We start from the raw sequence: 13,282 nt of genomic DNA, 5'->3' as shown, positions 1-13,282 counted from the left end.
CGTTAGCTATCCATGTTCGCCAGTTTCGCCGCTATTGCCGCATCGATTGCCGTGAGGTCGTCCTCGCTTAGCCGGATCGTCCCCGCCCGCGCATTGTCGAGAGCCTGGGCCGGATTGCGAGCGCCGCAGAGCGCGAAGGTGATGCCGGGCTGCGCCAGCGTCCAGGCGATAACGATCTGTGCGATCGTGGCCTCATGCCTTTCCGCGACCGGGCGGATCGTCTCGGCGAAACTCAGCACCTTCTCTCGGTTCGCAACAGAGAAACGCGGATTGTCCCTGCGCTGGTCGTCGCCGGAAAAGACGCGCTCCGGCCCGATCGTGCCTGAAAGCAGCCCCAGAGCCAGCGAAGAATAGCTGAGCGTAGAGACCCGATTGCCCGTGGTGATCGGCAAGAGTTCCGCCTCGATCTCTCGATCGATCATACTGAACCGTTCCTGGATAGCGTCGAGCCCGCCGATCTTCACATACGTCTCCAGCTCTTCGCGGTTCACGTTGCTTGCGCCGATCGCGCGGATCTTGCCGGCGGCGCGCAGATCCTCGAGCGCCCGCATGGTTTCCTCGATCGGCGTCGTCGGGTCCTGCCAATGGGTGATGTAGAGGTCGATGTAGTCGGTTCCGAGCCGCTTGAGACTCTGCTCGACCTCGTGAAAGATCGACTCTCGGCCGAGATAGCGATGTACGGGCTTGCCGTCCTGGTCGAAGAAGTGGTTGCCCTGCCCGGTGTGCCAGACGAGCCCGCACTTCGTTGCGATCACCGCCTTGTCGCGGCGCCCCGCGACCGCCCTGCCGACGATCTCTTCGGCCCGCCCAAGACCATAGGCCGGGGCGGTGTCGATCAGGGTCACGCCGGCGTCGAGTGAGGCCTGGATCGCGGCGATCGATTCCCGTTCGTCCGTACCACCCCACATCCAGCCGCCGATCGCCCAGGTGCCGAGGCCGACGGCGGAGGCCGCGACGCCGGAGCGGCCGATCTCCCGTATCACTTGTTGTCCGTTCATGGATGCTCTCCGCCTTTGCCCAGTTCGAGAATGCGCGCACCCGTCGCCTGATCCGTGACGAGCGTGTCCAGATGATTGCCGCGCATGACGCTTAAGATCGGGCCAGCCTTGGTTGGTCCGCTCGCCACTCCGATCTTCGTCGGGATCGAGGCGAATTCGGAGAGCGTCAGCGAAACGAGGCGCCGGTTGAGGCTGTAGTCGCAGACGCGTCCATGGTCGTTGAGCAGATGCGCCAGCAGTTCGCAGGATGCGCCGGATCGCTCGATCGCCTCGCGGTCCGTACTGGAAGACGGGTGCAGGTCGTAATAGCTGGAGTCGTCCGACAGGATTGAGCCGATGCCGACCACCGCCACCTTCGCCTCTCGCGCCCGTTTGAAGACGTCCGCGACCGAGCGCATCCCGAGCAGCATTCTCCGTTCCGCTTCGCTGTCAGCAAAGAGCGGCGCGTGGATCTGGAACGAGCGCCCGCCGAGCCTGTCTGCCATGAGCGTGGAGACGTGGTTGACGTCGGTGTAGTGTTTGCCCTGGACGCAGCCGGTCGCCGGTATGACCTCTATGTCGAAGCGTCGCGGCGGCTGCAGGCCCGCAACGACGGCGCTAACGCCCTTGCCGCCGGTGATGCAGATCGTATCGCCGTCGGCGATCTCCTCGATCATCAATCTCGCTGCAGCCTCGCCGACCGCCTGCAGAGCGATCTGGGGGTTCTCGGACACTGTCGGCACGACCACCGCGCGCCTGATGCCGCCGAGCGCCAGCAATTGCTCCTCGATTTCCACTAGCGGCTCGACCGGCGACTTGATCTTGATTTCGACGAGGCCGAGCTGGCGACCACGTTTGATCAGGCGGTTGACGGTCGCGTGTGAGATGCCGAGCTGATCGGCGATCTGCGCCTGCGTCAGGCCTTCCAGAAAGTGAAGCACGAGGGCCTGGTGCATCTGCCTTGCGATGACGATCTCTTCGCGAGGGGCGGACGCGGATTTCGGTTTGGCGTTCGGCATATCAGGCGGCCTTCCGCTTGTGCAGCAAATGATCGATCGAAACGGCGGCCAGCAGTATGCAGCCCTTGATCATATCCTGCCAGTAGACGGAGACGTCGAGCAGGATCAGGGAGCTCGTCACCACCGATAGAAGAGCGATGCCGAGAATGGCGCCGAGGATCGTGCCCGATCCGCCGTTGAGCGAAGCTCCGCCGATCACCGCCGCGGCGATGATGTTGAGCTCCATGCCGACGCCGAAGGTTGGCGTCGCCGCGCCGAAGCGCGACATGTAGATGGCACCGGCGACTCCCGAGAGCGTGGCGCACAGCACCGTCACCCAGAACTTAACTTCTTTCGTCCTGATCCCGGAGTAGAGCGCGGCCTTCTCGTTGCTGCCGGTGTAGAACACCTTGCGGAAGGCGGTCGCCCGGCGCAGCAGGAAATCGAAGGCGACGACGACGGCGATAAAGATCAGGATCACATAGGGGACGCCGAAGAACGTGCCCTGGCCGATCGCCTTGAATTCCGGCGGCAAGGTGAAGAGCGATAGCGGCGTGCCCTTGGTGATGACGAGGCAGAGGCCGCGCACGATCACCATGGCCGCAAGCGAGGTGATGAAATGATTGAGCCCCACGACGGTGACGAAGAAGCCCATGATGCAGCCGATGGCGGCGCTTGCGAGAATGCCGACGAGTGACGCCGTCCAGGGATCGAGACCAATCAGGAATAGTGAGCCGGAGAGCACCATCGAGAAGCAGACGACGGAGCCGACCGAAAGGTCGATGCCGCCGACGATTAGCAGGATCGTCATGCCCACGACGACGATACCCTCGACCGAGAAGGACATCAGCATCGCCCGGAAATTGCCGAGCGTGAGGAAATGCGGCGAGGCGAAGCTCATAACGACGCAGAGCGCCAGGATGATCGCGATCAACCCAGCCTCGCGCATCGTGCCGATCCGTTTCCATGTCGGCGTGCGCGTTTCGCCCGCGACCGCCAATGTGTCGACTGCCATAGCCCTGTCTCCTGCTTCCTCAGGCAGCATGCCCGGATGCCTTCAAATTCGTGTCGTTCGCCGCGCCGATGCCGGATGCGAGCCGCATGATCGCTTCCTCCGTCATGCCGTCGCCCGAGACCTCGCCGGCGATCCGGCCCTCGTGCACCACCAGGACCCGATCACAGAGGCCGATGAGCTCCGGCAGTTCCGATGAGATCACCAGGATGCCGATGCCCGCGCGCGCAAGCTCGCGCAGCAACCGGTGGATTTCCGACTTCGCGCCGACGTCGATGCCGCGGGTAGGCTCGTCCATCAGGATCACCTTCGGATGGACGGCCAGTTGCTTGGCGATCGCGACCTTCTGCTGGTTACCGCCCGAGAGGGAGGAGACAGGCATGTCGACACCGCCCATCCGCACGCCAAGCCTGCGGGTCAGCTCCTCGGCCAGAGCCCTTTCCCTGCGGGTGTTGAGCAGACCGAAAGCGGTCAGCACCTTGAGGTCGAGGACGGCAATGTTCTGCGCAATGGAAAGATCGAGAAAAACGCCGGATCCCTTCCGATCCTCCGACAGATAGGCGATGCCGGCCTTCGCCGCGTCGGAATAGCGGCGCAGCCGAAGCGGTTTATCGTGTAGCCGGATTTCGCCATGCGTGACCGGCCGCAACGCACAGATGCCTTCAGCGATCTCGGTGCGCCCTGAGCCGATCAAGCCACCGACACCGAGGATCTCGCCACGGCGAAGCTCGAAGCTTATGTCGCGGAAGCGTGCGCCGTCGCCAAGATCTCGGACCGCAAGGATAGGCTCGCCCGCGCGTTCGGAGGCTTGCTGCTTTTCCGGATAAAGCTGGGTGATCTCGCGGCCGACCATAAGGCGCACCACGTCCTCAGGGGTCACGTCCGCAACCTTCTCAGTCGAGACATAGCGGCCGTCGCGGAATACGGTCACGCGATCGCAAAGGCTGAACACCTCCGCCATGCGGTGACTGATATAGATGATCGAGACGCCGCGCGCCTTGAGGTCGCGGACGATGCCGAAGAGCACCTGCGCTTCGGCCTCCGTCAGCGCCGCCGTCGGCTCGTCAAGGATAAGCAAACGGCAATCGAGAGTCAGCGCCTTGGCGATCTCGACGAGCTGCTGGCTGGAGATCGGCAGGTCACCGACCCTCTGGCGCACGTCGATCGGCGCGAGGCGGTTCATCACCGCCTGCGCATCGCGCTCCAGCTTGCGGTAGTTCATCAGAGCCGAGCGTCGGCGGTTCGTCGCCGCCATGAACATGTTTTCCGCAACCGTGGCATCCGGGCAGAGCGCAATCTCCTGATGGACAAGGCCGATGCCGAGCGATTGCGCGGCCGCAGGCGAGGGGATCTTCACCGGCGTCCCGTCGACGAGGATTTCCCCCTCGGAAGGCTGCAGCACGCCGGCGATGATATTCATCAACGTCGACTTGCCGGCACCATTCTCGCCGCAAAGCGCGTGGACCTCGCCGCGCTCGAGCTGAAAGTTCACAGCTGTCAACGCCTTCACGGCTCCGAAATGCTTGCCGACATTGCGGATCTCCAGCACGGTCCCTGACGCCATCACAACCCCCTCTCGCCTCGTCGGCCGCCCGAAGTCTCTATTCCGGGCGGCCGTTCGTGACCCTACTCCTCGATACCCTTGGTGCCGCGGCGCTTCAGGTATTTGTCCCAGTAGAAGTCGTCTGCGTTTTCGGCCGTGACGATCGAGAGTCCGTTGTCGACGACGGGAATGCTCATCGGATTGAAGCCGGAGCGCTTGGCGTCGTTCATCGGGTCAATCAGGTCCGGGTGCTTGGCGAGCCACAGCAGCAGGAAGCCCATATAGCCCTGCATCCCCTGGTTCGGGTTGATCGAACCGAAAACCTCCCCCGCCTTTATCATGTCGAGGATATTGGCATTGACGTCGGCGCACATGACGAGGACCTTGCCGCCCGTCTCCTTGTTCGCCTGCGCCGCGCCGATAGCGGAATTGGCCTCAGGCATGAAGACGGCGCCGAGGTTCGGGTTGGCCTGGATGATGCTCATCAAACCCTGATACGCCTTGTTCGGGTCCTGGTTGGAGGCGGCCCGGCCGACGAGCTTCATGTCGGGCCACTTCTCCTCCATGCGGGCGATGAAGGCGGCGATGCGCTTGTCGTGGTTGTCCTGGCCCGGGTTCTCGAGCACCGCGTATTCGCCCTTGCCGCCGAGCTTCTCGGCGATCTTGTCGGCGGCATAGATGCCTTCGCGGGTGTTGTCGGAGGTGATGTAGGAAATGCGCTTCGAAAGCGGCGAGTCCGCGGCGAAGGTGACGACCGCAGTGCCCTGGTCGATCGCCCGATTGATCGGTTCAATGAACGGATCGGAGTTCATCGGATGGACCAGGATACCGGCCGGGTTCTGAGCAAGCGCCTGGTCGAAGGTGGCAATCTGCTTGTTGACGTCGTATTCCGGCGTTCCGGTGTATTCCGTCTCGCAGCCGAATTGCTGGCCGGCCTGCTTGAACATCTCGTAGACCGGGAACCAGTATTCGACGCCGGACACCATTACGTTCATCACATATTTTTCGCCCGGCTTGCAGCGGAAGGGGTTTTCCGTCGCGGCACTGGCCGCGCCGGCAAAAAGTGTAGTTGCGAGGACCGCCATCGCGGTCGTGTTGAGAAAAGTGCGCAAGAGTCCTCCTCGAGGCCGAAGCCCCTCCCAAAAAGCGCGTGGGCACGCCAACGGCGGCCGCTGTGTTCATGAAGTCCGGCCTTCCTCCTCGAAGTCCGGTATGGGCAGAAAAACGCAAAGCACTGCCGCTGTCAATATATTTCGGCACGTGAAATATATTTCTCGCTTTGGGATTTGGAGTTCCATTTTGCCTGAGCCGCCAGGGAAGAAGCACGGTTAGAGTTGACGTACTGGGGTCCACTTCAGCGGCATGCCGGCAGCGCTCGCCGAGCGATCTCATAAGGGCAAATCTTCAACGCCAAAGCGAGTTCCTGGACGGGCGGCCCCGAGCAATCGGAGCTGCGCTGTTCTTTCTGCTTTCCCGGCATCCGATCATTCTCAGCTTTCATTGAGGACGGCGAAATGATCCTTTTGAAAAACTCTGCAATGCCGGACGGACGACTGTTACATACTTCTGCAATGGCTTTAGTTGCGCACTGTACCGCCAGGAATCACTCGGGCGCGCGCTTTTTCTGCCGCCCGGCGCAGCCGCTTGTCTCGCGTCCACAACTCGGCTCGGCTGTCGATCAAAGTTGACGCGAGCAGATGGGCGTCGGTGTAACCTATGCCCATGCTGTAAAGTTGGTGCTCGTCGATCATTGCCAAGACCTCATCGTGCGTGGCGACGATGACCTCCCGCTGAACCGCCAAGAACCCGAGCGTCGCCGTACGGTTGTGCAGGCTTCCCAGCGCAAGCTCGCCGACAATAGCGGGATGGCAGAGCAGCATATCGTTTTCGATCGTTTGGATTAGCTGCGGGTCAGCTTGGCGGAAGTGGTCGATCCAGATTCCGGTATCGGCCAGCCTCACTTTTCGGTCCGCCTCCGCGGACCGGCCTCTGCGTCCGGCATCGTGCCGCCCAAAGCGATCAGACGCTTGCCTGCCTCCGTGCGGACCAGCGTTTCCAGCGCCTGACGGACGACCGCCGCCGTTTCCTTCGTGCCGGTCAGGGCCTTCGCCTTCTCCATGAGGCTGTCGTCTATATTGATGGTGGATCGCACAAACGTCTCCTTCCGTGTGGCATCAAAACTAACACCAATTGGTGCAATTTTCAACGCCTGCGCAGAGATAGGTTCGGATCGTAGAGCTACAGCGCCGCGCGTCGTGTGAGACGCGCAAAGGTCGCTGTAACACTTCGAATTGCTGCATGTTTTATCCCCAAATCACCTACGATTTAACGAAACATGCAGAAGGCCGTGTCTCCGCGAATGAACGTCAAAGCGGCACAGTCGCACTTCGGACTTACCAGGAAGATTGTTCGCATCCGCCGTCTGCCAACGCGAAGGTAAGCCCTTAGTTAGGGCGGTGTCGATCTAAGTAAGATCCGGCCGGTGGTGTGGCTCTTGCCACTTAAATCCGCATAGCACCTATACCTCCGTATAGATCATTCCCTCCTCGTTGGCATCCGATCCTTCCTCCCGATCAATAGTCGGGGCGGGGAGCCTGCTGCTATTTTCAGCGTACATACTCCGGCGGGCCGTTTGCTCCGAGCGCCATGAAATGACCGGTACCTCGTCCGGCGCTTTAAGAGGCGGAGCCGCCTGAAGGGACGGAGACGCTGTTCACAGCGGCTCAAACTCGAGCGAAGGGAGCTTCGAAACGAAGCGGGCGCAATTCACCATCGAGGTACGATCATGCGCAAGCCAGCAGCTATTCTCTTTGCAGTCGCGACCGCTGCTCCGGCAGCGGCGCACGATGCGACGCCAACGGCGGCACAGCCGAATGGATGGACATATCCGTTCTCGTGCTGCAGCGGAATGGATTGCCGCGAAATCCGAGATCAAGCGGTTCTCGAAGGTCCCCGCGGATATGTCATCAAGCTCACCGGAGAGCTCATCACGCCGCGAGATACCCGTATCAAGCACAGCCCGGACGGGCAGTTCCACCACTGCACCGTGGCCGGCGAGCCCACCGGTCGCACCCTTTGCCTCTTCGTTCCTCCGCGCTCCTTCTAAGGTTTGTGACCATGACACAGGAACTCAACCGTATCGAGATCGATCTGGTCCCGCTCAAGCTGTTCTCCCGGCGCATGTCGGAAGGCCCGACCACTGTACCAAGCGATCCGCTATACATGCCCTCAGACTATTCATCACGACCGAACGCTCACTCTGAAGCACATTTGATGACGTTTTGCGTCACGCCACGCGAAACAACCGCGCGTCTCGGGCGTCAAGCTTGGCACGCCCCGACATCTGCGTTTACCCTATACGTCACTGGAACGTTGTTCGGTCTTTCGTTCTACTCGCTCGAGCTTGTCCGTCTTGTAGACGACTTTGAGGAGCTTTGCCCTGCGGAGCGTTCCTTGACAATACATTGAGCCCGAGACATCGGCGTCTCCGAAGGGGCGCCTGCGTCCGCGCTTGAGCATTATCGCGCTTGTTCCGAGCATCTTTCTAGGCCGAAACCTTGTTGATGCTCTTGAGCGTAGTGATCCACTTCCCGCTGATAAATTCCCACGGCGATGCTGTCGATCAGGCGCGACCTCTGAAAGTGAGATCGATCCGAGATTCCGAGACAGTGACCCTTCCCACTTATGGTCGCGCAGCTTCCCACCGAGAAAAAGAACCCCTCCCGGGATCGGAAGGGGCTTGAGGGAAGGGCCGATGGAAAAACACGGCCCACGGGAAGAATACCCTGACCATAACAATACGCACTCGACGTGACTATTGACTGGGAGGAAGGATCGGACATCAACGTGGAGGGGACGACCTATACGCTGGTCCATGTGCTCCTATACGAACCTATGAGCCTTGCGGCTTTCCCGGCGCGAGCTTCAGCTTGTCCGCCATGCGGGCGAGCTCCGGCAAGGACTTGGCACGCATCTTCTGCATGACCTGGCTGCGGTGAACCTTTACGGTTATTTCGCTCACGCCTAGGTCGGCGGCGATCTGCTTGTTCAGTCGTCCCGCCACCACTAAAGCCATCACCTCGCGCTCCCGAGGAGTCAGGCTATCGAAACTCGCGCGTAGCGTCGCCAATGCCTTTTCATTCTCAAGCCAAACGCGATCGCGGGCCAGGCCCACCTGAACGGCGTCGAGCAGATCCTGATCGCGAAACGGCTTCGTCAGGAACTCGATCGCGCCCCCCTTCATCGCTTGGACGGACATAGGAATGTCGCCATGCCCGGTGATGAAGACGATTGGAAGCTGGAAGTTTTCCCGCGACAACTCTCGCTGCAAGTCGAGACCGCTTTGTCCCGGCAACCGGACATCCAGCACGAGGCAGGCCGGCCCGTCAGGTCGACCAGACTTGAGGAAGTCGTTCACTGAGGCGAGGAGTTTCACCTCAAAGCCGACCGATCGCAGCAGGCTACCAAGCGCCTCGCGGACCGCCGGATCATCATCGACGACAATGACGGTTGCTGGCGCCTCGTTCATGTCAGCGCCCCTCATGAGGGTCGGGCTCGCGGGGAGGGACCTGACCGACAGAGCGTCGATGGCGCAATGAGAACACTCCCCCTCTCTCCTCAGCCAGTCCCGCAACGAAGGCATCTCGGTTATCAAGAATGCGCCCTAATTGCCTCAGCCACAAGGCCTGTTACGAGGTGATCCTGGCTGCGCGCATGGCGTTGTCGATCCTGCCGGCGACATCGCCGGCCAAGCCATTCTGCAATCGACCGGACCAAAAGGATCTGCAACCTCGGCAGCTCACCGCTCGTCGCGATGACCACCAGTCCTAAGGAAGCTATACCATTGTATAGCCTCCTGTGCCTTTGTCGCCCTTGCATGCTGATGTAAGTTACCACCTGCGCCGCAACGTTAGTTTGCAAAAACGCCTATCGCGAATTTGGAGGCGGCCGTGGCAACCAAGAAGCCTCTAATTGCGATTGTCGATGACGATCAGTCGATGCGCGAGGCGACCAAAGGCCTCATGAGGTCGTTGGGGTTCGACGTCGAGGCTTTCTCATCTGCCGACGATTTCTTGAAGTTCCCCAATCTCCGCCGCACGGCCTGCTTGGTAACGGACATCCATATGCCAGGAATGAGCGGGCTTGATCTGCACCGCCGGCTCGTTGCGTTGGGCGAGAGCATTCCGACGGTTCTGATCACGGCCTATCCAAACGAAAATCTGCGCGCGCGTGGGTTGGATCCGGATATTGTCGGCTATCTGGAAAAGCCTTTTGGCGAGCAGGATCTATTGAATTGCATCAGTTCTGCGCTGGCGCGCGGGAGCGACCGCGAAAGTGATTGATCGCGGCCGCTCGTGCCGGGCGTTCTGCAGGTCGGCGTCGTAAGCTGCTGTCGTGCACTGTGGCGTCTGATAAGACTCACGGCGCGGTAGAAGCGCTATCGTCTGACGGGAGGATGAATTGAAACACGGCTCCCCGGGGTTCATTGGCGCTGGCCCATAGCCGCCCTCCATGCGCCTCGATGATCGAACGGCAGATGGCCAAGCCCATGCCCAGACCCTCCGCTTTGGTCGTGTAAAACGCCTCGAACACCCGCTCCGCACTCTGGGGCTCCAGCCCGACGCCGGTGTCCTGCACTGACACCAGCACGGCCTCGGATGGGTCGCGTCGAGACCTGATCAGCAGCTCGCGAGGCCGATCCGTAACCTTCTTCATGGCCTCGATGCCGTTCATCACCAGGTTTAGAAGAACCTGCTGCAGCTGGACCCGGTCGCCTGCAACGGGAGGGAGGTCGTGCGCCAGCTCGGTCCGCAGCAGGATCCGGTGGCGGCGGATCTCACCTTGGACGAGAGCCACTGAATCTTCGATAAGGCCATTCAGGTCCACCGGCGCCGTGACGGTAGCTGTCTTCTTGAGGAGCGCGCGCGTCCGGCCGATCACTTCGCCGGCCCGGTGGCCGTCCCGGACGATTCGCTCCAGCGTCTCCCGCGCCTCGCCGATATTGGGCGGCTGGGCTGCGAGCCAGCGCAGGGCCGCATTCGCGTTGGTGACGACGGCGGCCAGCGGCTGGTTGACCTCGTGGGCGATCGAGGAAGTCAGCGCGCCCATCGTCGTCACGCGTGTGACGTGGGCAAGCTCGGCCTGCGTCTTCTGCAGCGCCTCCTCGGCCCGCTTGCGGTCCTCGATGTCGACGAGAAATCCATACCATTTGAGAATGTTTCCGTGCTCGTCCCTGAGCGGGACGGCACTTTCAAACCACCAGCGATATTCGCCGTCAGCCGCACGACGAATCCTGACCTCGGCCTCGAATGGGTGGCCTGTGGCCAAAGACGTGTGCCACTTGGACCTATAGTGCTCGACGTCGTCCGGGTGGAATCGGGCTTCGGGCTCCCAGCTCGCTGCTGAGGTTCCATCAAGGGACAGCCCTGTGAACTCCTGCACCCGCCGGTTGATGAAATCGACACGGCCGTCGGGCAGGGCGGTCCACACCATCGCCGGAACGGTCTCGATCACCTGGCGAAGCTCGTCTTCGCTTCGCCGGGCCGCCTCTTCGGCGCGCTTGCGCTCGGTGACATCCTCGCAGACGATCAGGATGACGGGTCGCTTCTTGATCACCATCGCGCGGGCCGTCTCGCGAACCCAGACCATCGAGCCGTCCTTGCGAATCTTGCGTAGCTCCCAGCTCATGGCTTCGCCGAGATGGGAGAGGCAGGCGGCCGCATGTCTCTGGACCGCGTCTCGGTCCGCCTCGTGAAAGATGTCCTTTACCGGTCGGCCGACGAGTTCGTCGACCGTGTAGCCGAGCTGCTCTGCCCCAAAGGGATTCACGGACACGATCGTGCCAGTCGCGTCCACCATGAAGTACATCGTCGGATTATTCTCGAATACGGCCCTCCATTGCTCCTCGCTGTCTCGCAGTGCCTCTTCCGCCCGCTTGCGTTCGGTGATGTCCTGGATCGTCCCAAACATGCTGCGGGGCCGGCCCGATGCGTCCCTGGTGAGGTCGCCCTGGCTGTGAACGATGCGCAGTTCACCGTTGGGCCGGACGATGCGGTATTCCAATTCGTAGCGCGATTCGCCGCGCACGGCCTTCCCTGCTGCCTGGCTCCAGAACGATCGATCGTCTGGATGTATCCGCTCAGTCGCTTCATCCAGACTGACGGGCGTGCCGGCACGCGGCGTCAGCCCAAAGATGCGGTATGTCTCGTCTGACCAGGTAAGGCGATCCGTGCCGAGATCGCGCTCCCAGTAGCCGACATGGGCGACGCGTTGAGCCTCCGCGAAGTTGGCCTCGCTTCGACGCAAGCCCTCCAACGTCTCCTTGAGCCGGGACGTCATCAGAGCGAAGGCCTGTGCGAGCAGGCCGACTTCGTCATTTTGACGAACCCTGGGCACCTCTCGCCATTCCCCCTTTGCGATCGCATGTGCCGCCTGGGTGAGGGCTGTCAGCGGTCGCAAGGTGCGTCCGACCATCCCTAGTCCAAGGACCGCGAAGAGTGCGACAATGACCGCGCCGGCGACAATCGAAAGGTAGGCCGCACGATACACGGGCCGCAGGAAATCCGAAGCTGGTACCGCCGAGATGATGGTCCACTTAAGTGCACCGGGCGCAGCGTGATCGACTGCGGCATAGATCGTGCCGCGCTCGGGATCACTGAAAGAAAACACGCGCGGCCCGGCGGACGAGGACCCGGCGATGCTAGGGTCTCGCCCAAGGTGGCGGGCGGTTGCGCGCACAATGGGATCGGTGGCTTCCGATGCCTTCAGCCGCAGATGCCCGCCATCCGCACCAATTTTGACGGGTGAAACTCCTCCCGACGCGCCTATCAAATGTCCGCTGGCATCGATGATGAAGGCCCGCCCGTTCTCGCCGATCTCAAGTGTCTGCAAGAATCGTGAAAGCTGTGTCAGTATGAGATCGATCCCGCACACCCCGACGAATTTGCCATCCTTGTCGAACACCGGGGCGGTGAGCGAGACGCCCAGAATCGGCTCAACTAGACCGAGATAGGGCTCGGTCCAATACCGCTCGCCGGTTTCCTTAGCCTGCGCGTACCAGATCTTCCCGCGTGAATCGAACGCGCCCTCGGATTTCCGCAAACGTCCGACCCTGCCGCCTTGCAACGCTTCGAACTCGCGCACGATGCCAGCGCGAAAATCATCGGTCATCAGAAACACGGCGCTTGAGTCTGCCAATCGCCCGGCCGAAACGAGCCCGCCCGCCTCGTTGCCGAAAAACATCCAGTCGACATCGGGTTCCTCGGCCAGCAATCCATGGAGTTCCTGTGCGACAGCATCCGGATTGCCGAGCGATACGTCTTGACGAACAAGACCGTGGGCCAACCGGGATACCGCCTTGTCGGCGCCGCGCACCAAATGCCCGACGTCGCGATCCACGGCTTGCGTCACCTCTCGGATCAGACGTTCGGACATGATCGAGACGATGACGTGTCCGGTCCAAATCCATAGACCGGCTAAGACGAGACTTAGAACGAGAACGACGCCAACGACGGGGAAGATTAAGCGGTGCCGTAACATGATCCCCGAGTTCCCCCCGGACAACAGATCAATATTCTCTATTGCTCATATTGCGCCTGCGGAGAGGCTCGGGCAATCCGTGGCTCAGTGATCCCGTCGAGTGGCGCGAGTGGAAGGGTTCAGCTGTCGGCGCTCACGTCCGCGAAAGGTCGATTCCAGGCCGCTGAGACCCAGCAAACAAAGTTCCATAAGCTATCTTATGCGATCCGCGTGT

General features: G+C 61.4%; 10 protein-coding genes. 1 reads left to right on the top strand and 9 read right to left on the bottom strand.

What is annotated here, in order from left to right:
- Positions 1-2: 2 nt before the first annotated feature.
- From AYK65_RS27925 to AYK65_RS27880, 8 genes are all read right to left on the bottom strand, one after another.
- Positions 3-998, bottom strand: coding sequence for an aldo/keto reductase (locus AYK65_RS27925; protein ID WP_026615069.1), 996 nt, complete (start codon positions 996-998; stop codon positions 3-5).
- Positions 995-1,996 (bottom strand): sugar-binding transcriptional regulator, encoded by a 1,002-nt coding sequence (locus AYK65_RS27920; protein ID WP_081162478.1) that lies wholly within the window; start codon positions 1,994-1,996, stop codon positions 995-997. The genes AYK65_RS27925 and AYK65_RS27920 overlap by 4 nt, the downstream gene beginning before the upstream one ends.
- Position 1,997: 1 nt before the next feature.
- Positions 1,998-2,990, bottom strand: a complete 993-nt coding sequence (locus AYK65_RS27915) for an ABC transporter permease (RefSeq protein ID WP_046116735.1) — start codon at positions 2,988-2,990, stop codon at positions 1,998-2,000.
- Positions 2,991-3,009: 19 nt separating this feature from the next.
- On the bottom strand, positions 3,010-4,551 hold the full coding sequence (locus tag AYK65_RS27910) for a sugar ABC transporter ATP-binding protein (RefSeq protein WP_046116734.1): 1,542 nt from the start codon (positions 4,549-4,551) through the stop codon (positions 3,010-3,012).
- Positions 4,552-4,613: 62 nt separating this feature from the next.
- Positions 4,614-5,642, bottom strand: a complete 1,029-nt coding sequence (locus tag AYK65_RS27905) for a substrate-binding domain-containing protein (protein ID WP_081162476.1) — start codon at positions 5,640-5,642, stop codon at positions 4,614-4,616.
- Positions 5,643-6,107: 465 nt separating this feature from the next.
- Positions 6,108-6,491 (bottom strand): type II toxin-antitoxin system VapC family toxin, encoded by a 384-nt coding sequence (locus tag AYK65_RS27900; protein WP_081162472.1) that lies wholly within the window; start codon positions 6,489-6,491, stop codon positions 6,108-6,110.
- Positions 6,488-6,682 (bottom strand): type II toxin-antitoxin system VapB family antitoxin, encoded by a 195-nt coding sequence (locus tag AYK65_RS27895; protein ID WP_026615063.1) that lies wholly within the window; start codon positions 6,680-6,682, stop codon positions 6,488-6,490. The genes AYK65_RS27900 and AYK65_RS27895 overlap by 4 nt, the downstream gene beginning before the upstream one ends.
- 1,740 nt (positions 6,683-8,422) lie before the next feature.
- Positions 8,423-9,058 carry a response regulator transcription factor gene (locus tag AYK65_RS27880; RefSeq protein ID WP_026615061.1) on the bottom strand — a complete coding sequence of 212 codons (636 nt, stop codon included), beginning with the start codon at positions 9,056-9,058 and terminating at the stop codon, positions 8,423-8,425.
- A 421-nt stretch (positions 9,059-9,479) separates the two neighbouring features.
- Here AYK65_RS27880 and AYK65_RS27875 point away from each other — a divergent pair, with 421 nt between their 5' ends.
- A complete protein-coding gene (locus AYK65_RS27875; protein WP_046121116.1) occupies positions 9,480-9,872 on the top strand; it encodes a response regulator transcription factor in 393 nt (130 codons plus the stop codon).
- A 76-nt stretch (positions 9,873-9,948) separates the two neighbouring features.
- Here the strand turns inward: AYK65_RS27875 and AYK65_RS27870 are convergent, their stop codons facing one another.
- Complete coding sequence (locus AYK65_RS27870) at positions 9,949-13,068, bottom strand: PAS domain S-box protein (protein WP_081162465.1); 3,120 nt, start codon at positions 13,066-13,068, stop codon at positions 9,949-9,951.
- Positions 13,069-13,282 lie beyond the last annotated feature (214 nt).

Source organism: Ensifer aridi, from assembly GCF_002078505.1.
Lineage (GTDB): Bacteria > Pseudomonadota > Alphaproteobacteria > Rhizobiales > Rhizobiaceae > Sinorhizobium > Sinorhizobium aridi.
The sequence above is the reverse complement of the archived record's forward strand: the minus strand, read 5'-3'. Positions and strand labels throughout refer to the sequence as shown.